This is a genomic window from Paraburkholderia sp. PGU19, from assembly GCF_013426915.1.
In the GTDB taxonomy this organism is placed as follows: Bacteria; Pseudomonadota; Gammaproteobacteria; order Burkholderiales; family Burkholderiaceae; genus Paraburkholderia.
The window spans coordinates 1,625,172-1,649,727 of sequence record NZ_AP023181.1; the positions used below are offsets into that span (position 1 = coordinate 1,625,172).

At 61.6% G+C, this 24,556-nt stretch carries 19 protein-coding genes and 2 pseudogenes; 14 read left to right on the plus strand and 7 right to left on the minus strand.

What is annotated here, in order from left to right:
* The first annotated feature begins 217 nt into the window (after positions 1 to 217).
* The 3 genes and pseudogenes from vgrG to H1204_RS36995 all read left to right on the plus strand — a co-directional run bounded on the left by vgrG (position 218) and on the right by H1204_RS36995 (position 4,812).
* Positions 218 to 2,733 (plus strand): annotated as a pseudogene (vgrG, locus tag H1204_RS36985) (type VI secretion system tip protein VgrG).
* Positions 2,688 to 3,569 carry a hypothetical protein gene (locus tag H1204_RS36990; protein ID WP_180733653.1) on the plus strand — a complete coding sequence of 294 codons (882 nt, stop codon included), beginning with the start codon at positions 2,688 to 2,690 and terminating at the stop codon, positions 3,567 to 3,569. Before vgrG ends, H1204_RS36990 begins: the two are co-directional and overlap by 46 nt.
* Positions 3,570 to 3,648: 79 nt before the next feature.
* Positions 3,649 to 4,812 (plus strand): glycosyl hydrolase, encoded by a 1,164-nt coding sequence (locus H1204_RS36995; protein WP_180733654.1) that lies wholly within the window; start codon positions 3,649 to 3,651, stop codon positions 4,810 to 4,812.
* Positions 4,813 to 5,121: 309 nt separating this feature from the next.
* On the opposite strand, the gene H1204_RS37000 is transcribed toward H1204_RS36995, so the two are convergent.
* Positions 5,122 to 5,394 (minus strand): hypothetical protein, encoded by a 273-nt coding sequence (locus H1204_RS37000; protein WP_180733655.1) that lies wholly within the window; start codon positions 5,392 to 5,394, stop codon positions 5,122 to 5,124.
* 566 nt (positions 5,395 to 5,960) lie between these two features.
* Between H1204_RS37000 and H1204_RS37005 the strand changes: the two genes are divergently transcribed.
* From H1204_RS37005 to H1204_RS37015, 3 genes and pseudogenes are all read left to right on the plus strand, one after another.
* The gene (locus tag H1204_RS37005; protein ID WP_180733656.1) at positions 5,961 to 6,359 is read left to right on the plus strand and encodes a hypothetical protein; all 399 of its coding nucleotides are present in this window, start codon (positions 5,961 to 5,963) and stop codon (positions 6,357 to 6,359) included.
* Between the two features lie 35 nt (positions 6,360 to 6,394).
* Positions 6,395 to 6,886: pseudogene (locus H1204_RS37010) on the plus strand (HAMP domain-containing sensor histidine kinase); the annotation flags it as partial.
* A gap of 56 nt (positions 6,887 to 6,942) precedes the next feature.
* A complete protein-coding gene (locus H1204_RS37015) occupies positions 6,943 to 7,545 on the plus strand; it encodes a DUF4136 domain-containing protein (RefSeq protein WP_243468835.1) in 603 nt (200 codons plus the stop codon).
* 13 nt (positions 7,546 to 7,558) lie between these two features.
* Here the strand turns inward: H1204_RS37015 and H1204_RS37020 are convergent, their stop codons facing one another.
* Together H1204_RS37020 and H1204_RS37025 are read right to left on the minus strand one after the other, a co-directional pair.
* Positions 7,559 to 8,344, minus strand: a complete 786-nt coding sequence (locus H1204_RS37020) for a DUF899 domain-containing protein (RefSeq protein ID WP_180733658.1) — start codon at positions 8,342 to 8,344, stop codon at positions 7,559 to 7,561.
* A gap of 194 nt (positions 8,345 to 8,538) precedes the next feature.
* Entirely contained in the window at positions 8,539 to 9,063 is a 525-nt protein-coding gene (locus tag H1204_RS37025; protein WP_180733659.1) for a DUF6622 family protein, read from the minus strand.
* Positions 9,064 to 9,419: 356 nt separating this feature from the next.
* Between H1204_RS37025 and H1204_RS37030 the strand changes: the two genes are divergently transcribed.
* Entirely contained in the window at positions 9,420 to 10,556 is a 1,137-nt protein-coding gene (locus H1204_RS37030) for a branched-chain amino acid ABC transporter substrate-binding protein (RefSeq protein ID WP_180733660.1), read from the plus strand.
* Positions 10,557 to 10,562: 6 nt separating this feature from the next.
* Here H1204_RS37030 and H1204_RS37035 read toward each other — a convergent pair whose 3' ends face one another.
* Complete coding sequence (locus H1204_RS37035; protein ID WP_009771400.1) at positions 10,563 to 11,042, minus strand: Lrp/AsnC family transcriptional regulator; 480 nt, start codon at positions 11,040 to 11,042, stop codon at positions 10,563 to 10,565.
* Between the two features lie 176 nt (positions 11,043 to 11,218).
* Here H1204_RS37035 and H1204_RS37040 point away from each other — a divergent pair, with 176 nt between their 5' ends.
* The 3 genes from H1204_RS37040 (at position 11,219) to H1204_RS37050 (ending at position 14,139) form a co-directional block, all read left to right on the plus strand.
* The gene (locus tag H1204_RS37040) at positions 11,219 to 12,439 is read left to right on the plus strand and encodes a diaminopropionate ammonia-lyase (RefSeq protein ID WP_180733661.1); all 1,221 of its coding nucleotides are present in this window, start codon (positions 11,219 to 11,221) and stop codon (positions 12,437 to 12,439) included.
* A gap of 37 nt (positions 12,440 to 12,476) precedes the next feature.
* Positions 12,477 to 13,646, plus strand: a complete 1,170-nt coding sequence (locus H1204_RS37045) for a M20 aminoacylase family protein (RefSeq protein ID WP_180733662.1) — start codon at positions 12,477 to 12,479, stop codon at positions 13,644 to 13,646.
* 82 nt (positions 13,647 to 13,728) lie between these two features.
* Positions 13,729 to 14,139 carry an RcnB family protein gene (locus tag H1204_RS37050; protein WP_180733663.1) on the plus strand — a complete coding sequence of 137 codons (411 nt, stop codon included), beginning with the start codon at positions 13,729 to 13,731 and terminating at the stop codon, positions 14,137 to 14,139.
* A gap of 67 nt (positions 14,140 to 14,206) precedes the next feature.
* Here the strand turns inward: H1204_RS37050 and H1204_RS37055 are convergent, their stop codons facing one another.
* The 3 genes from H1204_RS37055 to H1204_RS37065 form a co-directional block, all read right to left on the minus strand.
* The gene (locus H1204_RS37055; RefSeq protein ID WP_180733664.1) at positions 14,207 to 15,460 is read right to left on the minus strand and encodes an ATP-binding protein; all 1,254 of its coding nucleotides are present in this window, start codon (positions 15,458 to 15,460) and stop codon (positions 14,207 to 14,209) included.
* Entirely contained in the window at positions 15,457 to 16,236 is a 780-nt protein-coding gene (locus tag H1204_RS37060; RefSeq protein WP_180733665.1) for a response regulator, read from the minus strand. Before H1204_RS37060 ends, H1204_RS37055 begins: the two co-directional genes overlap by 4 nt.
* A 175-nt stretch (positions 16,237 to 16,411) precedes the next feature.
* The gene (locus tag H1204_RS37065; protein ID WP_180733666.1) at positions 16,412 to 17,056 is read right to left on the minus strand and encodes a TetR family transcriptional regulator; all 645 of its coding nucleotides are present in this window, start codon (positions 17,054 to 17,056) and stop codon (positions 16,412 to 16,414) included.
* A 241-nt stretch (positions 17,057 to 17,297) separates the two neighbouring features.
* Here H1204_RS37065 and H1204_RS37070 point away from each other — a divergent pair, with 241 nt between their 5' ends.
* The 4 genes from H1204_RS37070 to H1204_RS37085 all read left to right on the plus strand — a co-directional run bounded on the left by H1204_RS37070 (position 17,298) and on the right by H1204_RS37085 (position 24,549).
* Complete coding sequence (locus H1204_RS37070; RefSeq protein ID WP_180733667.1) at positions 17,298 to 18,518, plus strand: efflux RND transporter periplasmic adaptor subunit; 1,221 nt, start codon at positions 17,298 to 17,300, stop codon at positions 18,516 to 18,518.
* A 13-nt stretch (positions 18,519 to 18,531) separates the two neighbouring features.
* Entirely contained in the window at positions 18,532 to 21,690 is a 3,159-nt protein-coding gene (locus tag H1204_RS37075; protein ID WP_180733668.1) for an efflux RND transporter permease subunit, read from the plus strand.
* 10 nt (positions 21,691 to 21,700) lie between these two features.
* Positions 21,701 to 23,212, plus strand: a complete 1,512-nt coding sequence (locus H1204_RS37080) for an efflux transporter outer membrane subunit (protein WP_180733669.1) — start codon at positions 21,701 to 21,703, stop codon at positions 23,210 to 23,212.
* Positions 23,213 to 23,403: 191 nt separating this feature from the next.
* A complete protein-coding gene (locus H1204_RS37085) occupies positions 23,404 to 24,549 on the plus strand; it encodes an efflux RND transporter periplasmic adaptor subunit (RefSeq protein ID WP_180733670.1) in 1,146 nt (381 codons plus the stop codon).
* Positions 24,550 to 24,556: the final 7 nt, after the last annotated feature.

Consider the following 24,556-nt stretch of genomic DNA (forward strand, 5'->3'; position numbering starts at 1 on the left):
TTGACCCCATAACACGGACTGAAAAGAGAGTTCGTGAAGAGTTGCAAAGATCGACGAAAAGCAACATGTGAACAAATAGTAGGATAACTACGCTTTTCAATAGATCGGGCACGTCTTAACCTCTTGACCCAAAGCGGCCGCGTTGCTTTTGCAACGGATGCGGTGTCGTCACACACGAGACAGTTTCGTGGCACTGGGTTACGACGGAGAAGATGCGATGGCGAGCCTGTTCGAGGAAAGCAGAGCGTATGCAGCCGACCTGATGGCGGTCACAGGGCGTCAGGCATATTTTCTTGAAGTGCCGGGTGCGGCAAGTGCGGCGGAGCTTTCCGTAGTCTCGTTCGAAGCCAGCGAACGCATGGGGGCGCCTACCGAGGTCCGCATCCAGCTCACACATCCGGGCAAGCTTGCACGCCAGGACTATCTGAACCGGGACGCGGCATTTCTGATCGATCCCGCCCTCGGCACGCCACGCCGCTTCTCCGGCTTCATCGCGTCGCTCTCGACACTCAAGACGACGAAGGACTTCACCCGCTACGAAGTCATCGTCAGGTCCCGCTTCGCCCGGCTCGATGCCGTCACCACGAGCCAGATCTATCAGCATCAGACCACGCCCCAGATCATCGAGTCCGTGTTGCGACGGCATGGGCTGAAGGGCCATCAGTTCGCCTTCCGGTTGCGCCGGGCGTATCCGCAGCATCTGTTCCGTTTCCAGTACCGGATGAACGATCTCGCTTTCGTCCAGATGCTGATGCAAAAGGCGGGCATCTACTGCTACACGGTCGAGACCGAGCACGGCGACCAGATCGTGCTCGCAGACGACATCGACCACTACATTTATGAACCGCAACTCGATGTCCCATACCGGGAGCATGCGGGACTTGAAGCGGCGATCGAGGCGGTGTTCGCGCTGGAGACGCACGCGCGGACCGTGCCGCAGTCGTTCCTGGTGGCCGACTACAACCCCGAACAGGCGTGGGAACGCTTCAGGGACGAGGCAAACGTCGCGCCTCAGGATCCCACCACCTACGGCCAGCCGTATATCTACGGCACGCATCACCTCGATCAGGGGAGCGCGAAGTGGGAGGCGCAACTTCGTCACGAGGCGGCGATAGCGTGGCAGGTCGTCTACGAGGGCGAAAGCAACGTGCTCGCGTTGCAGCCGGCGCGTATCCTGCGCGTCGATGAGGCGCTGCCTGACGCACCCGATGGCCAGGTCGTGATCGCGGTCACGCATCGCGGCGCACGCGATACGGCCTACACGAACACCTGGCAGGCGATTCCGTCCGACCGGCGCTTCCGGCTGAAGCTGGAGGAGTCGGCGTGGGCAAAGATCCCCGGTTCGCTCTCGGCGCGGGTGACGTCGCCCGATCAATACAAATACGCCTACCTGACTTCCGCCGGTTACTACACGGTGCGCTTCGACACGGACTTTGCACCATGGCCCGCGGGCGGCGAGAGTGTGCCGCTGCGTCTCGCGAAACCGTTCGCCGGGGCGTTGCAGACGGGCTTCCACTTTCCGGCGCTGGATGGCACGGAGGCCGTGATCGAGTTCAGGGATGGCGATCCCGACAAGCCGTATATCGCGGCCTTCCATCACCACAGCCAGGCTTTGGACCACGTCACGAGCGACCGGCGCTGGCTCTCGCGCAACGTGATCCGCACGCAGAGCAACAACAAGCTGCGCATGGAGGACTGGGAAGGTCAGGAAGGCATCAAGCTGTCGACCGAGCATTCGGGCAAGTCGCAACTGAACCTCGGCTATCTGGTCAACCAGAAGCTTGAACGGCGGGGCGAAGGTTTTGAGTTGCGCACGTCGGGCTACGGCGCGATGCGCGCAGGCAAAGGGCAGTTCATCACGGCCTATGACCGGCCTGCGGCGGGTGGTCAGCAACTGGACATGCAGGAGACCATCGCGCAGCTTGAAAGTGCGCTGGAACTCGCGAGAGCGCTGGCGGACTCGGCGCGCAGCGCGAAGGCGGTTCCCGCCGACACTGATGCGCAGCATCAGGTCAATGACGAACTCAATGGTCTGAAAAGGCCGGGGTGCTGGCGAGTGCGCCCGCATCCGTGGGCATTGTCTCGGGCAGTGGCGTTCAGGTCTGCGCAAGAGACAACATCAACGCAGTGGCCGGGAAAAGTGCCGATATCAGCGTGGCGAAGCGCTTCACCGTGGCGGCGGGCGAACTCGTCTCCATGTTCGCGCAGAAGCTTGGAATGAAACTGATCGCCGCGAAAGGTCCGATCGAGGTGCAGGCTCAAAGCGATGCGATGTCGTTACTGGCTGACAAGGATGTGAGCGTGGCGAGTGTCAACGGCACGGTACGTATCAGCGCAAAGAAGGAGCTCATCCTCGAATGCGGCGGTGCGTTTGTTCAGCTCAAGGACGGAAGCATCACCTTGGGCGGTCCGCTCGACCTGTTTCTGAAGGTCATTACGGTCCAGAAGCAAGGAGCGCAGAGTCTGTCAACCGTGGTTCCCGCGCTACCGGAATCGAAGGGCGCGTTCGACGAAGCGTTTGTGGTGCACTGGGCCGGAACGGATATTCCCGTGGCCAATACGCGATATCAGATGTTTTTCGGAGGGCAAGCTGATCGCGGAGGGCGTTACCAATGCGTACGGCGAAACGTCACTGGCACAGAGTCACGTCCCGCAGGGCGTCTCTATCAAACTGAAGGCGGATACATATGGTGGATGAAAACGACGTGGGCGGTTACGCGGAATCTTATATGACGTTGAAATCGTACACAAAGCGCGCACAGGTGGAGCGAACCGCATGTGACGTTCGCGTGCCGCCCGCGGCAGACTCGATTATTGGGCATTGCGAGTACTACTACAGGCCACTGCATTGCACGTATACAGAGACCGTCGAAAAGGTTACAGCCTCTAGCGCGTGGGCGACCGTAAAGGCTTTTGCCACGTCCTGGGATCCATGGACCGACAAGGAAGTTGCGGCCCGTCTGCTGCATCAGCGACAGACGCTGATCCAGCCGGACTGCACCGCTTCCGATTGGTCTCGGCACAGCAACTTCATGATGCGACACATTGGTTGCGGGCACAGGCCGCCAGCCTATTACCTCAGTTACGGCTACTACTACTGTTCCAGTTATGGAGCAAAGCTGAAACCAACGCTGTCAAAAGCGGGCAGGGATTGGCTCGACAATGCGAGGTGGTATCTGCAAATCCACATGGAAAAGGGACTAGCATTGAATATGACGGGAGATGTCATCAAGGTCAGCAGCGCGAAGCCGGGGAACGGCAGTTTCAGGATGGGGGTGAAGCAGTACGGGCTGGAACTGGACAACGAAACATTCAAGTCCTTTGCGTTCAAGACACACCCGCTAGCCTATCTCGACGGGGGGCTGGCGCATTTGCAGATTGGAGACATGGCCAAGATCATGGGCGGTCCCGCTCTGGAAGAATGGGGCGATCGACGCACCTATGAGCAGGTGTGGGACAGCGGAAAGGTAGTTGCCAGCAAGACCGTGGGCGACGCATGGAGCGCCACCAAGGACGATATTGATGATCCCGTGAGCAAGGCGCTCGGACGTTTGATGGGCGCTAAGTGAGATGCGAATTCCCAGGAAAAGGACATTGATTGTGGGCGGCCTACTGACGGCCGCGCTCCTAACTTATGGATTTCATGGCATGACCACACCAAGCTGGCAAACCATTTCAACGACGTTCATGAAAAACGATGAGCCGTACGGAGGCGGCGACTGTCGGATTCAGGGGAACGAGGTCATTAGCCTTAAGCTTGCCGACCCCGTCATTACGTTTAAGCCTGTCGAGCAAAGAAAGAACCCCGAATATGCGGAACCTACCGAAGCATGGATGAGCAATGTTTATGAGGTATTGAACAGACAAACGATCAGCTTTTTTCGCGGAACGGTTGATGGCGGATTGAAACGCTACTTCCAGCAACCAGGCCAAGATGCGGCCTGGTGGTATTCGAAGGATTGGGGTGCGCAGTACATCAGCACGAGCTGGATGGATTACAAGGTTCCGCTACCCAAAAACGGATTGTCGCCGGAAATCACCAGGCTCTGGACTTCGCGCGACGGAGGCAATAACTGGTTGCAGCTCAAATGGCCCGAAGAGCAGAACATTGGCCAGTTGCTTTTCCTTGATCCCGGCCGTGGTTATGCAGTCGGCTGGGGACCACGCGTGTGGCGTACGGCCGATGGCGGACGTTCGTGGAAAGAGATCCGCGTGCCGGAATTCGCACGTGATCATGAGCAACCGCGGCTGAGATTCAGCGGTGTGGATCTCGGCGGTGACGGCGTTCTGCGTGTTGCCTATTACGTCGACCGGATGGGAGAGACTCGCCAGTCGAGCGTCGTTGACCGCTTGCGATGGGATAGCGAGGCATTTGAGCGCGAGGTTGTGCTTCCGGGGCAGACAGTCGTCACGATTCAGTCGGAGCAAAAGTCCCCGGGCGTGTATTCCATCTACGCCCTTTCCCGCCTTGGTCTGCCACGCAACTGGAACGACCGGACCGATAACGGCCACCGTACAGGCGCCATCTCCCAATGGGGCAATTACGCGAAGCCTGAAGTCAGGCAGCTGCATACGTTCGATGCGCGCTTCACGCTGGACGGTCTGAGTGCGGGCCAGCGCGGCGTACTACTCGTATATGCGACAGACGCGACGGGTGAAGGTGCGCCGCGCGATTTCACACTTGCCAGCAAGGACTACGGCAAATCGTGGAACGAAACGGATGATGGCATTACGCAGGGCGTCTATTTCGATCCCGCAACGAACACTCAGTACGGACTCTATGCCTATACGCTGAAAAAGCGGACGTGGTGATGCTTGACCTCACGCTAAAGGGTATCAGCACGACGCCGACGCTGCAGAGTCCAGAGCCGAGAGTCCAGGGGAATGGACGGGAAGCTTGGCATCGCCCCTATGGTTCGAGCCTTCGAGCAAGTCGACGTCGATGCTCCACCAAACGCCGCTTGTTAAAGATAGTCAAATCCGCCCATTCAACGTTGATGCGTTCAGCGCAAAGTCAGAGAATGAAATTGCGGTGACCGTACCGCGAGTGGCATGTTAGAGCCGCAGCAATCGCGCTGCGGCTTCTTTTTTTCTGCGCCGCAAATGACATGGATCTCGCTGCTATTGCGCGGCGGTGAGTCTCGGACCTGGCCGCGATGGCTGCGTCAATTCCTGCTGACTTTTGCGCTGATCAGAAACCGCCTCAATGCCCTGCCTCGTGACATCTTCGAGAAAGAGTAGCCGCGCGCGGAAATATTCAGCGCGCAACTGTGCGTCCATGACCTGTTGTTCCGCACGGAACAATTCCATGCGCAATTCATGAAGCGCGCGTTCGGCCTGTTTCTCGGGCGTCGGAGCGTGGCGTGCTGCCCAGTTTGCAATCCACATCAGCATGATGAACCCTCGCATTCAGTTGGTATTGCTCAAGCTGCGATGAGTTGCAGCGCCTTGTCACCTACCACCTTGCACGGCTGGCACATCGGCAGACTACCAAACGGCGCGAGCCAGTTTGCTAAATAATGTTAGTGAAATTTCGATCGCATGAAGCGCATTTTTAATGCCTTCGCTTTCGAGTGCTTTCACGACTTGACAATTGCTAAAAGTTTTCAAGCAATGAATCTCCTATAGTACGGAAATTCAAAAGGCAGCAATCAGGGAGAATCGGCACTTCACATTCGTTTCCGGAATGATGAAAGAGAGGCTTACAAAGTCTTGCATGCCAATTTACAAATCGAACGGGGTGAAGTACGACAGCAACATGACAGCGGGAGGAGACCAACCAGCACCTCCTGACCGGGCGCGCACCACGATCTGACAATCTTTAAATGATTCTATTGCGCCCTCTTTTTATACTGTCCCTCTCAATTGTTGAAAAACGTTGATGCCAGATGGCGATTCGCGGGCAAACGGGGTAAGTCGGCGCAGTGGATCTGAATCGTCGTTGCATATCGAGGGATCGGATGTTTTTCAGACCAGGCACCACGCGGATTCCTTTCAAGACGGGCAAACGCGCGCGTAAACGCAACGGCTATCCGCAGCGAATCGAACTCCATCCTGCGACCGATTCGCACGCACGCGCGGCAACCGAGGCGTATGCGGATTCGTGTGCGTCCGAGATGCCTTGGCTGGCCGAGTGGCTGCGTGATTCCGGGGCTGGCGGCAATGTGGGTCTGACGCATTGTGCGTCGACGGTTCGCCGCGTGTTCGGCCTCGCGCAGGAATGGGCGGCACGCGAGCCGGACTACGCGCATGCCGCTTGGGAACATGTGCGGCTTCATCTCGAGGCGGCGCTGACTGCGCATCTGCGGTCGAAAGATACTGGTGACGACGTGGTGGCCTTGAACGGTGTGCAGGCATAAGCGCTTGCTCCGTTGGCCCGATGAATGATTTCTCGGTGAGCCTCGTCGAACTCATGATCGACGCAAGCGATGAAGTGTGGCCGCAGGCGCAAGCCAGGCACATTCGTCTCGAAGCCGCGTACGACGAACAGGGCGACGGCCACTGGATCAACGCGGACCGCTCGCTGATGACGCGCGCGCTCGTCAACATCCTGAACAACGCGGTGAAATACAGTCCGCCCGAAACGCGTATTACGTGCACTGTCGCGCAGGATAAACCTGCGTCGGGCGAATGGCCGGCACGCGTGCGCTGCACGGTCCGCGACGAAGGCTACGGGATGTCGGCCGAAAACCAGGCACATCTATTCGAGCGGTTTCAGCGCTTTCACGAAGTCGAACGGCCTGAGGCCACGGGTACGGGGCTCGGCATGGCGTTCGTGAAAGCCGTCGTGACTCGGCACGGCGGCGACGTGCATGTGGAAAGCGCGCTGGGGCACGGCACGGCGTTCACGATCACGCTGCCCGCGCTCGACGAGACAAACGCTTGAACAACTCGAACGCTCCATGCGCACATGAATCTGTATTCGATCGAAGCGAGAAGAACGTGAAGAAGACGCTATGTTGTGCTGCCGTCGTTGTCGTGAGCGTGGCGGGCCTCGCAGGATGCGCAGGCGTGACGACGGACGTGCAGGTGTCGGGAACACCTGTCGTGCTGCAGGGCGAGCGCACGTATGCGATCGTGCAGACGCCGTCGCAGGAAACGGGCGCCGCCCGCGAGCAGTACGAGGCGCTGATTCACAGCGAGCTAGGCAATTACGGGCTTGTCGATCGAGCGGCAAAGCACGCGAATTACATGCTCTCGCTCGCGTACGATACGCGGCCGGCCGCCGTCGGCGTGATGGCGGGCGACTGCGCGGACTCGGCCTGCAACGGCGTTGCGAAGCCAGGCTTTTCGCTCTTTGGCCGCGAGTATCAGCATTCGATGACCTTGCGCCTCTTCGACGCCGCGACCGGCAAGGAAGTCTACAAGGTCACCGCGACGAGCCACGACCGCAATGCCGACGCACTGCATCCCATTCCATGGCTCGTCAAAAGCGCGTTTGCGCAGTTTCCGTTTGCCGGATACGGAAGCTGGCGCGTGAAACTGCGCAACGGCGAAGCGGCGGGCAGGCCCGAAGTGGTCACAGTGAAGCAGATCGACAAATGACCTGCCGCAGCGCTTACGCCTCGGGCTTGTTCCTGAATGCCGCCTCGCCAGCGTCCGATACCTCGACCCACTTCTTGTCCGGCGGCGCGTCGTCGACATAGCTGTCGTGCCAGTTCCACCACTTGTAGGTCGGCGTCTGCGGATAGCCTTCGGGCGAATCTTCCCAGACCTCTTGCCGGCCTAGCGGTGTGATGTCGAGATAGTTCCACGTGCCGCCCATCTGCTCGTCGCCGCGATTGTTGATGAAGTAGGTGCGGAATACCCGGTTGCCGTCGCGATAGAACACGTTCGTGCCGTGCCATTCGCCGACGCCGAAGTCGGTATCGAAGCTGTCCGTGATCGTGAACCACGGAATCTGCCAGCCCATGCGCGCCTTCAATCGCTCGATGTCCGCCTGAGGCGCGCGCGAGACGAAAACGAGCGTCGTATCGCGGGCGTTCAGGTGGGCAATATGAGCGACCTGATCGGCCACCATCGAGCAGCCGCGGCACGCGTGCTCGGGCCAGCCGAACACGCCCGGTTCATAGAACGCGCGATACACGATCAGTTGACGCCGGCCGTTGAACAGGTCGAACAGACTGAGCTTGCCCGATGGCCCTTCGAATGCGTAGGTCTTGTCGACGGCCAGCCACGGCATGCGGCGGCGCTCGGCGGCGAGCGCGTCGCGGGCGCGCGTGTGGGCTTTTTCCTTCACGAGCAATTGCTCGCGCGCGGTTTCCCATTCCTGCGGCGATACGACGGACGGGGTCCGCATCGCCCGTTGTCCGCTCTTGCTTCCGTTCTCGTCTGATGTAGTCATGGCGCTTGCGACCTCCTGATTTGAACAAGTTGCCGCGCCTCGGGGATGAGGCGCGGCTTCGTTGGTTGTTCATCGCGCGTTGCTTGCCGTGAGACAGTCTGGACCCGGAAAGCGAACGCTGGGAGTAACAAGTTTGGCGATATTTCTTTTGAGTTGCGGATTGCAACGGACGTGCCCGCTTCCCGGATTCCCCCTTACGTGCCTTGAGAGCATGTCCGGAGAATGCGGCGCGCGCTCATGGCTCGCCAGTAGGTCAGGAAGCGTCCGGCGAACATGCCTGCAACGGCACCCGATACAGCTGCACTGATCAACATATACGTGCCGAGCGAAGTGAGACTGGTTGCCGTCGCCAGTTCTACGCCGAGCCAGAACTTGGCCGCGAAGGTGATGACGATCAGCGCCAGCGGCAGCATGGAACCCGGCAGCATCACAGTGTTCGCGATCGGATCGACGATGAAGCGCGTGCGGCTCGCCATGAACACGCCACCCAGGACGCCCGCCAGCGCGGCGACCACCCATACGATCGCGTCGGCCCAACCCGTCAGCGGGTCTGTCACCAGGTGCGCAATGCCCCAGACCGCGAAGACGAGCGGCACGATGGCCAGGCGGGAAAGCGGCGCGGTGCCGCTGTTCATGGCCTTGAATCCGCGCGAAAGCAGGTAGACGAGCAACACCCAAACCCAGATGGGCGTGCCGTGAATGATGGCTGCGAGTGACATGGTGATCTCCTTCAGACGAATGCGTCAGACGAAATGTTTTCGGATCGGTGATGACGGACTGCACTTTCGAATGATCTGCATCGTATAGGCGGGGAATTAGCGAAGAATGAGGGCGCGTGCTTCGGCAGAAATCACGCCCGATTCGGGCGGAAGCAGGCGAAAAGCGGCGGCGCGATAAAAAATCTCTCGAACGGCTGTTGTATCGAGTGGATTTTGCGGGAACGGGCGGGCTGCAAATTTTGGCTATCAGGGCGCGCGAATACGATCGATACAACCTTGCAAAGCAGCCCAAGGCCAAATCCGGATGGCGAAAACGTCCATCCCCGAGCGCGAGCCCACTCTTCAAGCTGACGACCATGCAAACACTTCGACCCCTATCGCTTCTGACGCTCACCGCGCTTGCATTGCAGCCGCTCGCGGCGCATGCGGATCTCACTGTGAAGATCGGACAGGTTTCGCCTTTGACGGGCGAACTGTCGCACATCGGCAAAGACGACGAAAACGGCGTGCGCCTCGCGATCGAGGATCTGAACAGCCGGAAGATCCGCATCAATGGACAGAGCGTGACGTTCGTCCTCGATTCGCAGGACGATGCAGCCGATCTGAAAACAGCCGTGACCGTCGCGCAAAAGCTGATCGACGACGGCGTAGCGGGCGTCGTCGGGCATGCGAATTCGGGCACGTCGATTCCGGCATCGAAAATCTATTCGGATGCAGGCGTGCCGATGATCACCGAGTCCGCTACTAATCCGAAACTGACGCAGCAAGGCTTCACCAACGTGTTCCGCATGGTTGCCAACGACGTGCGACAGGGCACGGTGATCGCCACGTATCTGGTTCACGATCTCGGCGCGCGCAAAATCGCGATCGTCGACGACCGCACGGCATACGGGCAAGGTCTTGCCGACGAGGTCGAAAAGGCGGTCAAGGCGGCGGGCGGCAACGTGGTCGCACGCGAATACGGCACCGACAAGACGACCAACTGGATGGCGATCCTCACGACCATCAAGAGCCGTCAACCGGACGGCATCGCGTTCACGGGTGGCGACACGCAGGCCGCCGCCTTCGTGCAGCAGGCGCAGAAGCTTGGGCTAAAGGTCAAGTTCGTTGCAGGCGATGAAGCGTGCACGCCGCAGTTCATCAAGCTGGCGGGCACGTCGATGAGCAGCGACACGTACTGCACGCTGGCAGGCGTGCCGCCTGCAAAAATGCCGCAAGGACCGGAGTTCTTCAAACGCTATGAACAGCGTTTCGGCGTGCCTGTGCAGTTGTACGCGCCGTACGCGTACGACGCGGTGATCGCCCTGGCAAATGCGATGCAGGCGGCGGGATCGACCGATCCGAAAGCCTATCTGCCGAAGCTGCGCGCGGCGAAGCTCGACGGCGTCACGGGTCCGATCCAGTTCGACGAGAAAGGCGATATCCGTAACGGCGCGATTACCGTTCGGCAGTTCGATCAGGGCAACTGGACCGACCGCTCCGTCGTGCGATAAGACGCGTCATTCGTCGACGATATCGACGGGCACGCCCAGGCCCACTTTCACGCGGCTCATGCTCACCAGCGTCTTGAAGCGTTTGACGTTGTTGTTGGAAAAGAAGAGTTGCCGCGTGAGTTCGGTGTACTGGTCCATGTTGCGCACCGTCATCACCAGCACGAAGTCCCATTCGCCCGCGACGTAGTAGCACTGCTGGATCTGCGGACACTGCGCGAAAGTGCGCTTCATCGCGTCCAGCAGATCGATCTGCTCGCTCTCGACTTCGACGTTCGCGACGATGGTGAGCGGGTAATCCACTTTCTCCGGCGCGACGATGGCCGAGTAGCGGTCGATCACCCCTTCATCCGCGAGACGGCGCAATCTCCGGTTGACGGCGGCCGTCGACAGATTGACCCGCACACCGAGTTCAGTCTGGGGAATCTGCGCGTCGCGCTGGACTTCCATCAGAAGTTTGCGGTCGAAGTTGTCGAGTTGGGTAGCCATGGTTTTCGCGTTGGGGCCGTAGTGTGAGAGATATTTTTGCACGATAAGGCCGAACTTCGAGACTTTATTGATGGTGTCGCGCAATATCATTTCATCTGGGCTTTGCGCGCAAACACGCTTTCACCCAGTTTTGATCAACGGACCTTCGAGCGGTCCGATTTCTGGAGCAACAACGGATGCTGATCTCCAATCCTCGCGCTATTCACGTCGCCTACCCGGACACGCTGCGGACCATTCTCAACGTCGAGTCGGCGGATCAAAGCCGCGCATGGTTGTCGGGCTGGGAACTCATCAGCCATGAAGCCACGCCATTGTGGGAACTGCCAGACGCAGCTTCGCAACTGAGCATCGCGCGTCTGTGCGTCAAGGACGAGTCGTTCCGCTCGCCGCTGGGCAGCTTCAAGGCGTTGGGCGCGCCGATCGCGTTGATGCGTCTCGTCACGCGTCTATGGCATACGCACGACATCGAGCCGCAGGCGCTCATCGAAGGACACTATGCGCAGATGCTCGCGAATCTCACTGTCGTCAGCGCGACGGACGGCAATCACGGCAAGGCGCTCGCGGCCGCAGCGCAGAGCATCGGTTGTCATTGCGTGATCGTGCTGCACGCGAACGTCAGCGCCGAGCGGGAACAGGCGATTGCCGCGTATGGCGCGCGCATCGTCCGCATTGCGGGCAACTACGACGAGTCGGTCGAACACGCGGCGACGCTCGCGAAGAACAACGGCTGGCATGTGGTCTCGGACACGTCGTACGACGGCTATGAAGCGATTCCGCGCGACGTCATGCAGGGCTACGGCACGATTGCCGCTGAAGTCATCGAGCAATCCACGGATGAGCCTGCGTTCACGCATGTCTTCTTGCAAGGCGGCGTGGGCGGACTTGCGGCGGGCGTCGCGAGTTATCTTTGGGAGCGCGCTGGCGCGCAAAGGCCGCGCTTCATCGTCGTCGAACCGCGTCAGGCGGACTGCCTGTATCAGAGCGCTATCGCCGGACACGCAGCGCGAGCGACGGGATCGGTTGATTCCGTGATGGCGGGTCTCGCCTGCGGCGAAACATCGCCGCTCGCGTGGAAGATCCTGGAGCAATGCATCGACGATTTCATGCTGATCGATGACGACGACGCAGTCGATGCAATGCGCCGCCTCGCAAACGGCGCGGGCGATGACGTGCCGCTCGTCGCCGGTGAATCGGGCGCAGCGGGTTTCGCGGGACTTTGCGCATTGATGCGAAATGGCGAACTCGCGCGCGCGGCAGGCCTGGATCGCAACGCACGCGTGCTCGTCATCAACACGGAAGGCGCGACGGCGCCCGCCGCTTATGAGCAGTTCGTCGGCGAGTCTGCGCAAGCCGTGGCCGCGCGTCAGCAGGCGTGGCTGCAAGGCTGCGTCCGCTAACCGGCGCACCCGAATCCCAGCGACAAGGACAACCGATATGGAAAGCACGCTGCAAGGACAATTGAAGAACTGGCGCCGGCATTTGCATCAGTATCCCGAGACGGGTTTCGAAGAGGTCAACACGTCCGACTATGTCGCGAACATTCTTGCGACTTTGGGGCTCGACGTGCATCGCGGCATCGGCGGAACAGGGTTGGTTGCGAATCTGACGGTTGGCGACGGCAAGCGCGCGATCGGACTGCGCGCCGACATGGACGCGCTGAACATCACCGAGCACGCGACTGCGCGCGCGCACGCATCGCGTACGCCGGGAAAGATGCACGCGTGCGGACACGACGGACATATGTCGATGATTCTCGGTGCAGCGCGGCTACTTGCCGAGCGCCGCGATTTCAACGGTACGGTGCGCTTCATCTTCCAGCCTGCGGAAGAACATGGACGCGGCGCGAAAGCGATGATGGCGGATGGACTGTTCGAACGTTTTCCCGTCGATGCCATTTTCGGCGCACACAATATGCCCGGCATGCGTGCAGGCACATTTGCGACGCGCGCGGGCGGCATCATGGCGAGCGAAGATAACTTCGTCATTCACGTCAAGGGACGCGGCACGCACGCGGCGCGTCCGCATATGGGCAACGATCCCATTGTGATCGCATCGCAGATCGTGCTCGCATTGCAGACGATCGTGTCGCGTAATCTCGATCCGGGTCTGCAAGCGGTGGTTTCCTGCACGGAGTTCATGACGGATGGGCTGAGAAACGTGATCCCGTCGAACGTCGTGATCAAAGGTGATACCCGCAGTTATTCGCGTGAAGTGCAAACGCTGCTCGAAACGCGAATGCGCGAAGTGAGCGAAGGCCTCTGTCGGGCGCACGGTGCGGATTGCACTTTCGAATACACGCACGAATTTGCGCCGACGGTGAACTCGGAACAATGTGTCGATGTGGCGGTGAACGCAGCGCGCAATATCGCGGGTGCGGAAAACGTCGACGGCAACGTGCCGCCAATGATGATCTCCGAAGACTTCGGTGCGTTTTTGCAGGCCGTTCCCGGTAACTTCATCTTCATTGGTAATGGCGACGCGGCAGAGAAGGGCGGCGTACCGCTGCACAACGCAACTTACGATTTCAACGACGATATTCTGCTGACAGGCGCGCGATATTTCGCGGAGCTTGCGCGTCTCGAACTGCCTGTAGAGCAGGCATAAAAGCTGCCCGTAAGACACAGTAAGGACGCCGTTTGAATCGTTGCGCCGGAAAACACTCTCACTTTATTTGGGGGAGTGTTTGATGAAAAAAGCTGTATCTGTATTGTTGCTTGCTGCTTCGTGTGTCGTTGCTCAAACTCAGGCGTTCGCTCAATACTCGCCGGGCGATGACGGCGGTCCGGGCCGTCATCCCGCTGCCGACGAGCGCGGCGGCCCCGATGGTGGCCCTGGTGGTCCCGGCGGTCCGCAGCACGCTGGTGGCCCGGTTCGCGCGGATGCATCGCATCGTCCGGTGCCGCACCGCGACTGGCATCGCGGCGACCGCTTGCCGCCTGACTATCGCGGTCCGCAATATGTCGTCGACGACTGGCGTGGATATGATCTTCAGCCGCCGCCGTCGGGTTATCAATGGGTCCAGGTCAATGGCGACTTCGTGCTCGCCGCGATTGCGACGGGCGTGATTTCGAGCATCCTGCTCGCGCCGCATCGTTGATCCATGAAAAATGCCGCCCATTGTGGGCGGCATTTCGTTTAGACGCTGCGTGAGAGAAGAAGCGCCGCTAAGCTTCGCGCCCGAACGTCAACGTCACGCGAAACCCGCCATCGGGCGCGTTGTCGCATTCGAACTGTCCACCGTTGTAGCGCGTGAGCCGGCGCACGATCGCGAGGCCGAGGCCGCAATGCGCGTCGCCGCCGCGCGCCGGATCGAGGCGCGTGAACGGCTGCAACGCGCGTTCAAGCTGTTCGCGCGGAATGCCACGTCCGTGATCGCGCACGATGAGCGTACGGACACCGTTATGCGCGGACGTTGAAATCTCGACGGGCGGCTCGCCGTAGTTCATCGCGTTTTCGATCAGGTTCGATAGTATCCGGTCGAGATCCACCAGCGGCAGATTGAAGCCATCGCCCGCATTCAGATGCAGACGCACGAGCGCTTCGTCGTCGAGTCCGTCGCCATAGTGACGGCGGCAATGCGCATCGACATTCGCGTGCGGCGAGGGATCGGCGGTATCGCGTGCATAGTCGAGAAACTGCGTGACGATGCGCGACAGCGACTCGGCATCGCGCAGGAAGCCGCTGCGGTTCGCCGCGTCGGGCAACAGGTCCGCGCGCACCTGCATGCGTGTGATCGGCGCGCGCAGATCGTGCGCGACGCCCGCCAGCATCACGGCGCGTTCCTGCTCGGACTGCGCGAGCTCGCGCATCATCTGGTTGAAGTCGCCGATCAGCGCGCGCATTTCGGCGGGACCGCTTTCCGTCACGGGCGGCACGCGCCGGCCGACTCTGAATTCGCGCGCCGCGTCGGCAAGCCTGTGCAGCGGACGCTGAAACTGCCACGCGGCCAGCAGTGCCACGCAAACGGCCAGCACCAGCATCACCAGCGACGAACCGAGAAAGCGCATCCCCGGCAGATTCGCGTTGCGCATGAAGAGCCAGTACGGCTCGTTGCCGTACCGTATCCACAGCGAGCCCGTGTGCGGATCGAACACGACGCGGCTGCCTTCGGGCATGCGCGGCAGCAGATCATGCTCGAACGGCGCGTTGGAACCCTCGCACTGGTTCGGACAACCCCGGCGGATCGCGTCGGCATCGGGGATATATTCGATGCCGAGTGTCTGCGCGACGTGTCGCGCGGCTGCCTCGCCGTCGTGCTTGGCCTGCACGGCCAGCAGCACGTCGCGGCGCGCATGCTCGGCGTCGATATGGCCGCGGTCGCGGTCGACGACGAACAGCGACGTCACGTGTACGGCCACGATCAGGCCGACCGTCAGCGTCGCGAGACGGCCGAAAAGCGTATTGAACGGGTTTTTCATTGCGATGCGTTGTCGTCGCCTTCGCTAGCGTCGCCGCCATCGTCGACTTCACCGCCTTCACCGCCTTCACCCGGCACGAACATATAGCCGATGCCACGCATCGTCTGGATGCGGCGCGGCGCAGCGGGGTCGTCTTCGAGCAGCCGCCGCAGACGCCACACGGGCACGTCGATGCCGCGTTCCGTCACTTCCGAATCCGGACCATGCAGCAGATCGACGATGCGCGTGCGCGACAGCGTTTCCATCGGATGCTGCGCGAACACTTCGAGCAACGCATATTCGCTGCCCGTCAGCTTAACGGGTTCGTTGTCGCAAAAGAGCGTGCGCGAAGCGAAGTCGAGCCGGAAGCGTCCGAACACGAGCGCCTCGCGATGCTCGGCAGGCGGCGCTTCGGGATGCAGCTTATGGCGGCGCAGCACGGCATGAATGCGCGCGAGCAGTTCCTGCGGCATGAACGGCTTGCCCAGATAATCGTCCGCGCCGAGTTCGAGGCCGATCACGCGGTCCACGCCATCGGCGCGCGCCGTCAGCATGACGACGGGAATCGTGTCGCCGCTCGCGCGCAACTGCTTGAGCGCCGTGAGCCCGTCGACACCGGGCATCATCAGATCGAGCACGATGATCGAAGGACGCTCGCGTTCGAGTCTGCGCGCGAGATGCGTGGCATCGTGCAGCACGGAGAATTCGATGCCGCGTTGCTGGAAGAAGTTGCGAAGCAGGTCGCGCAGGTCGGCGTCGTCGTCGACGAGCAGCACCTGAATGGGTGTGTCGGGCATGATGTGAGCGGGCTGCGCCGGCGCTTTGCCGCGTTGGGCGGGGCAGCGTCGTTGCCGCCGGGGTATCGGATGTGCGTATGACTATAGCGCAACGCTGCGTGGCCCCGGTTCTGGGGACTTAGCAAGTCTTACCAAGTCTTAACGGATTCCAGCGTGCGCCTGCAACGCCGCGGAGTCAGGCGCGGGCGCGCTCGAACGTGGTGAATGTAGTGTTTGCGCCCACGCACCGCAGCGCCGAAGCAAGCGTCTGCTCCGCTTCAAGATCTGCGCGCGACTCGGCCGACATCAACAAACGCTTGTGCAAAAACCCAGTCAACGCCGCGTGAATAAAGCCGGCGGCGGCGCGCGTATCGACGTCGGGCGGCAACTGTCCGCGCAGCGACGCGGCCCGTAGCGCCGCATCGATCTGAGCTTCGGCGCGCAACGCGGCCATCGCGACGCGCTCGTAAAACGCCGCCGTCTCCGTCGTCACTTCGCATTTCGTCAGCGCGATGCTGTACAGACGCCGCGCGCGCCGCAGATACAGCGCGTCGCGCAGACGCTGAAGCAGTTGCGCATGCAGATGCTGCAACGGATCGGCGTCCTGCTCGCACGACTGTACGACGAATGGATCGAGCGGCATGTCCGCACACTCGTAGATCGCCTGAAACACGGCCTCCTTGTTCCTGAAGTGACCGTAGACGGCGCCGCGCGTCACGCCCGCTTCCGACGCAATGTCCTCCAGCGCGGCGCGCGCAAAGCCACGCACGAAGAACACGCGCTCGGCGGCGTCGATGATCTTGGCCCGCGTGTCGAGCGCCTGTTGCTTCGTTCGTCCCATGACGGGTGCCTTTCTCCTGCAGTTCGGCGCCGCGCACGCGAATCCGCGCAGCGACCGTGTGAATCACGCGGCCATCGTAGTCGGCGCGACGCCGCGTTGGATTAACAAGTCTTACGGCAGCCCGGTGGCTGTAACCCGGGAAAGGCGAACAACCCCTATCGTCACGACCTTATCGTGTCGGTGCGTGTTGGATCAACACTCGTTGCGCGCCGGCCCCGTTCAATTCAAACAAGTTTGTACGATGCCAGCGCTATTAAAGAACCGTAACTTTCGTATGCTCGCGGCCACGGCTGCGATCTCCGCAATCATTCCGTTTTTCGCCGCGTGCAGCGACAAGCCCGCAGCACCACCTCAACAGACGCCCGAAGTCGGCGTCGTCAGCATCAAACCCACTGGCGTACCCGTCACCGTCGAATTGCCGGGCCGCGTCAGCGCGCATCTCGTGGCTGAAGTACGGGCGCGCGTCGACGGCATCGTGCTGAAGCGCGCGTTCACGGAAGGCAGCGAAGTCAAGGCGGGACAGACGCTGTACAAGATCGATCCCGCGCCGTATATCGCCTCGCTGAACAGCGCGAAGGCGACGCTTGCGAAGGCACAGGCGTCGCTCGTGTCGACGCACGCGGAAGCCGAGCGCTACAAGGTGCTGGTGGCGGCGAACGCGATCAGCAAGCAGGACTACGACAACGCCGTCGCCTCCGAAGGCCAGGCCGCCGCCGATGTCGCATCGGGCAAGGCCGCCGTCGAAACGGCGCAGATCAACCTCGGCTATACCGACGTGACCTCGCCGATTTCTGGGCGCATCGGCAAGTCGTCGGTGACGGAAGGCGCTTACGTGCAGTCGAGCGCGGCAACGCTGCTCGCCACCGTGCAACAGCTCGATCCCGTCTACGTGGACCTCACGCAATCGAGTCTGGTCGGCCTCAAGCTGCGCCGCGACGCGCAGGAAGGGCGGCTCAAGACGAGCGGCCCGAACGCGGCCAAGGTCACGCTGATTCTTGAAGACGGCCGTCCGTACGGCGGCACCGGCAAGCTCGAATTCTCCGACGTCACGGTCGATCAGACCACCGGCTCCGTCACCGTGCGCGCGCTGTTCGACAACGCGCAGCGTGTGTTGCTGCCAGGGATGTACGTGCGCGCGAAGATCGAGGAAGGCATCAACGAGCAGGCGTACGTCGTGCCGCAACAGGGCGTCACGCACGACCAGAAGGGCGACCCGACGGCGCTCGTCGTCGGCGCAGACGGCAAGGTCGCGACGCGGCAACTGGTGACGTCGGGCACGTATGGCGCGAACTGGGTGGTCGAAAGCGGCCTGCAAACGGGCGACCGCGTGATCGTGCAAGGCGTCGACAAGGTACGCCCCGGCATGACAGTGAAGACGGTCGACGCGCAACTGCCTGGCACCGACTCGTCACCACAAACAGCAGCCGCAGCGCCCGCATCCGACGCGCACAGCTCGCAGTAACGAGGGCGTTTAAATGGCAAAGTTCTTTATCGACCGACCTATCTTTGCTTGGGTCATCGCAATCATTCTGATGCTCGCGGGCATCGCTTCGATCTTCAATCTACCCGTCGCGCAGTATCCGACCATTGCGCCGCCTGCCGTGCAGATCAGCGCGACGTATCCGGGCGCATCGGCGAAAACGGTGGAAAACACCGTGACGCAGGTGATTGAGCAGCAGATGAGCGGTCTCGACCATTTGCTCTATATGTCGTCGTCGAGTGACGACTCCGGCAACGCGACGATCACGCTGACCTTCGCGGCGGGCACCAACCCCGACATCGCGCAGGTGCAGGTGCAAAACAAGCTGCAACTCGCGACGCCGCTGTTGCCTGAATCCGTCCAGCAGCAGGGCACGAAAGTGACGAAGTCGAGCAGCAGCTTCCTGCTGGTGATGGCGTTCGTCTCGACGGACGGCAGCATGGATCGCTACGACTTGGCGAACTACGTGGCTTCACATGTCGAAGACCCCGTGAGCCGCGTCGATGGCGTCGGCACCGTGCAGTTGTTCGGCTCGCAGTTCGCGATGCGCGTCTGGCTCGATGCGAACAAGCTGAACCAGTACAGCCTCACACCCGTCGACGTGGAAACTGCGTTGACGAATCAAAACGTGCAGGTCGCGGCGGGTTCGCTCGGCGGTACGCCTTCCGTGCCCGGTCAGGTGTTACAGGCGACCATCACGCAGGCAACCTTGCTGCAAACGCAGGAACAGTTCGGCAACGTGCTGCTGAAGGTCAATCAGGACGGTTCACAGGTGCGCATCAAGGACGTCGCGCGCATCGATCTTGGCGGCGAAAACTACAACTTCGACACCAAGTACAACGGCCAGCCGACAGCGGGCTTCGGCATTCAGCTCGCGACGGGCGCTAACGCGCTGCAAACGGCGAAGCTGGTGCGCGCGAAAATCGACGCACTGTCGAAGAACTTCCCGCATGGTCTCGTCGTGCAGTATCCGTACGACACGACGCCGTTCGTGAAGATGTCGATCGAGGAAGTGGTGAAGACGCTGCTCGAGGGCATCGTGCTGGTGTTCCTCGTGATGTATCTGTTCCTGCAGAACCTGCGCGCAACGTTGATTCCGACTATCGCCGTGCCGGTGGTGCTGCTCGGCACGTTCGCGATCATGAGCGCGGCGGGCTTCTCGATCAACACGCTGTCGATGTTCGGTCTCGTGCTCGCCATCGGCCTGCTGGTCGACGATGCGATCGTGGTGGTCGAAAACGTCGAGCGCGTGATGTCGGAGGAAGGGCTATCGCCAAGAGAGGCCACCCGCAAGGCGATGGGCCAGATCACGGGCGCGCTGGTCGGCGTGGCGCTGGTGCTGTCGGCCGTGTTCGTGCCTGTTGCGTTTTCGGGCGGATCGGTTGGCGCGATCTACCGGCAGTTCTCGCTGACTATCGTGGCGGCGATGGTGCTGTCCGTGCTCGTTGCGCTGGTCCTCACGCCCGCGCTGTGCGCGACGATTCTCAAACCGATCCCGAAGGGGCATCACGGCACGAAGACGGGCTTCTTCAGCTGGTTTAACCGCACGTTCGACAACGGCCGCGACAAGTATCACTCCGGCGTGCAGCATGTTATCCGTCGCTCGGGACGCTGGCTCGTGCTGTATCTCGCCGTGATTGTCGCCGTCGGCTTCCTGTTCATGCGTCTGCCGAAGTCGTTCCTGCCCGATGAAGACCAGGGCACGATGTTCGTACTGGTGCAAACGCCGCCCGGTTCGACGCAGGAGACCACGGCGCGCACGCTGAAGAACGTCACCGACTATCTGCTTCACGACGAAAAAGACATCGTCGAATCGGTCTTTACGGTGAACGGCTTCAGCTTCGCGGGCCGCGGCCAGAACGCGGGTATCGCGTTCGTGCGGATGAAGGACTACTCGCAGCGCCAGCATGCGAACCAGAAAGTGCAGGCGCTGGTGGGCCGCGTGTTCGGGCACTACGCGTCGTACAAAGACGCGACCGTGCTGGCCGTGAACCCGCCATCGATTCCCGAACTCGGCACCGCATCCGGCTTCGACTTCGAATTGACGGACAACGCCGGTCTCGGCCACGACGCGCTGATGGCCGCGCGCAATCAGTTGCTCGGGATGGCCGCGAAAGATCCGTCGCTGGCGCTGGTGCGTCCGAACGGGCTGTCGGATACACCGCAGTTCAAGGTCGATATCGACCGCGAGAAAGCGCAGGCGCTCGGCGTCACCGTGTCGGACATCGACCAGACGTTCTCGATTGCGTGGGCATCGGCTTACGTGAACAACTTCCTCGACACCGATGGCCGGATCAAGAAGGTCTATCTGCAAGGCGACGCGCCGTTCCGCATGACGCCCGAAGACATGAGCAAGTGGTACGTGCGCGGCAGTTCCGGTTCGATGATGCCGCTGACGTCGGTGGCGTCGGGACATTGGGTCTACGGCTCGCCGAAGCTCGAACGCTATAACGGCATCTCGTCGGTCGAAATCCAGGGGCAGGCGTCCGCAGGCAAGAGTACGGGCCAGGCGATGACCGCGATGGAAGCGCTCGCCGCGAAACTGCCGCAAGGCATTGGCTACGAATGGACGGGCCTGTCGTTCCAGGAACGCCAGTCGGGCTCGCAGGCGCCGATTTTGTACGGCATCTCGATCCTCGTCGTGTTCCTGTGTCTGGCCGCGTTGTACGAAAGCTGGTCGATCCCGTTCGCGGTGATTCTCGTGGTGCCGCTCGGCGTGATCGGAGCATTGCTCGCCGTCACGATGCGCGGGCTGGAGAACGACGTGTTCTTCCAGGTCGGCTTGCTGACCACCGTCGGTTTGTCCGCGAAGAACGCGATTCTGATCGTCGAGTTTGCGCGCGAATTGCAGATCAAGGAAGGCATGACGGCCGTGCAGGCCGCACTCGAAGCGGCGCGCTTGCGGTTGCGCCCGATCCTGATGACGTCGCTGGCGTTCGTGCTCGGCGTGCTGCCGCTCGCGATCAGCAACGGCGCGGGTTCGTCGAGCCAGCACGCAATCGGCACGGGCGTGATCGGCGGGATGCTGACGGCCACGTTCCTCGCCGTTTTCATGATCCCGATGTTCTACGTCGTGATCCGCGAGAAGTTCTCGCGCGACGGCTCGACGCCGCATGGCACCGAGCACGACGTCGAAGAAGAAACGGCCCAGTAAGGACAAGCATATGAACAGAACACTACTGACGACGCTCGCCGCCGCGCTCTTCGCGACGGGCTGCACGCTCGCGCCGACTTATGAACGTCCGGCCGCGCCCGTCGCGGCGACCTTTCCGCAAGGCGGCGTCTATGACAACCAGCCCGCTAAAGGTACGGCAACCCGTACTGCGAATGATCACTCTGCTGTCGATATCGGCTGGCGCGAGTTCTTCGTCGATCCGCGTCTGCAACGTTTGATCGAACTCGCGTTGCAGAACAACCGTGATTTGCGCGTGTCGGCACTCAAGGTCGAAGAAGCACGCGCGCAATATCGCATTCAACGCGCCGACCTGATGCCGTCGCTTTCCGTCGATGGCACGGGCACGCGCAGCCGCACGCCGAAGGATTTGTCGTACGTCGGCAAGGCGACCGTGGGCGCCGACTATCAGGTGGCGGCGAGCGCTTCATGGGAACTCGACTTCTTCGGCAAGGTGCGCAGCCTCACCGAGCAAACGTTGCAGACGTATTTCTCGACGGCGCAGGCCCGCAAGGCGGAAGAAATCCTGCTGGTGTCGCAAGTCGCCGATCAATACCTGACGCTCGTCGCCTACGACGAAATGCTGGCAAGCACGAAGAACACGTACGACACGGCGCGCCGTTCATACGAACTGACGAAGCTCCAGTACGACACGGGCACGGGCTCCGAACTGGATCTGCGCGAAGCGGCGGGCACGATGCAGCAGGCGCAGGCGAACTACGAAAGCCAGCAGCGCTCGCGCGCGCAGGCGGAGAATGCGCTCGTGCTGCTGGTCGGCGCGCCGCTGCCTGCCGATCTGCCGCAAGGCCTGCCGCTCGCCAGCCAGGAACTGCTCGCGGACGTCCCGGCGGGCCTGCCGTCCGATCTGCTGACGCGCCGTCCCGACATCATGGAAGCCGAAGCAACGCTGATCGGTGCGAACGCGAATATCGGCGCGGCGCGCGCGGCATTCTTCCCGAGTATCTCCCTGACGGGCGACTTCGGCACGGCGAGTGCGAGCCTCGGCTCGTTGTTCAAGCCAGGACAGCTTGCATGGAGCTTCGGGCCGACCATTTCCGTGCCGATTTTCAAGGGCGGCGAAAACCGCGCGAACCTTGATCTCGCGAAGCTCGAAAAGAACGTTGCCGTCGCGCAGTACGAAAAGGCGATCCAGACGGCGTTCCGCGAAGTGTCTGACGGGCTGGCGGCGCGCGGCACGTATGACCGGCAGATCAAGGCGTTGCAGGAGAACGTCGAGTCGCAGCAGCGTCGCTATGACCTGTCGGATTTTCGGTATCGCAACGGCGTGGACAGTTACCTGAACGTGCTGACCGCGCAGAACGATCTGTATTCGGCGCAGCAGTCGCTCATTACGGCGTCGTTGAACCGGCTGACGAATCTCGTCGATCTCTATCAGTATCTTGGTGGCGGCTGGATCGAGCGAACGGGCGACACCCCGCGTCCCGCCGATGCGCCGTACGCGCAGCAAGCCCAGCAGCCCACGCGTGTCGCCGCGCAACCGTAACACGCTGAAACACCTGCTAAGCGCGCTAAACCTGGGCGCGCTTTCCCGTTGCTACATTCCCCTTCATCTCCTTAGCAGTTGCCGATCCTCGCATGAGGCGCGGCGCTGCTTTCCGGCGACGCCCGCGTGGCGTCGTTCTCTTATTCCGTGTGGCAAACCGTTGAACGGCCTAAGCGCCGACAAATCTCCGCGTGAAATTCAATCGTCCAATCCGTCGTGTGTTGATCGCCGCAGGCGTCGTTGCTGCCGGCGTTGTCGTGTGGCAGGCGTTCGCCGCACTTCACAAGCCGCCGCATCCCGTTGCGCAAGTCACGCCTGTCACCATCGGCACGGTGACGCGCGCCGACGTGCCGCTGCAACTCGATGCGCTCGGCACCGTCACGCCGCGCGCGACCGTCACCGTGAAAACGCAGGTCAACGGCACGCTCGAAGCGATGCTCGTGAAAGAAGGCCAGCGCGTGAAAGCGGGCCAGCCGATTGCGCGGATCGACTCGCGCGCGCTGCGCGCGCAGTTGCTGGAAGCGCAAGGCACGCTCGAACACGATGAAGCGCTGCTCGCCAATGCGCGCGCCGATTTGACGCGTTACGAAAGCCTGATTGACGGCGGCTCGATTTCGCATCAGACGCTCGACACACAGCGCGCGACGCTGCGCCAGTATCAAGGCACCGTCAAGGCAGATCAGGGCAGCGTCGCGAATCTTCAGGTACAGGTCGGCTACTGCGAGATCGTCGCGCCGATGGACGGCACGATCGGCCTGCTGTCCACCGATGCCGGCAACTACGTGACGACCAGCGACACGACAGGCATCGCGACCATCACTAGCGACTCGCCGACCACCGTCGTCTACGCGCTGCCCGAAGACAGGATGGGCGACGTGGTCGACGCGTTCCATGACAAGGGCGCATTGCCCGTCGAGATTTTTGCGCGCGACAAGCGCACCGTGCTCGATCACGCGACGCTCGCCGCCATCGACAACCAGGCCGACACGACGACAGGCACGGTCAAGCTGAAGGCGAGCGCGCCGAACCGCGATGGCCGGCTGTTTCCGAACCGCTTCGTCAACGTGCGGATGACGGTCGGCACCTTGCGCGACGAGTTGACCGTGCCGTCGGTCGCGATCCAGCACGGCGCATCGGGCGATTTCGTGCTGACGCTGAGCGCCGCCGATGCGAAGCAGGGCGAAGGCAAGGTCGCGCTGCGTCGCGTGACGGCGGGCGTCGCGTACAACGACGCGACTGTGATCGAACAAGGTGGTCTCAAGGCGGGCGATGTGATCGTGCTCGATGGCGCGGACAAGCTCGACGACGGCAGCGCCGTGAAGATCGTTCGCCCCTGACGCGCGC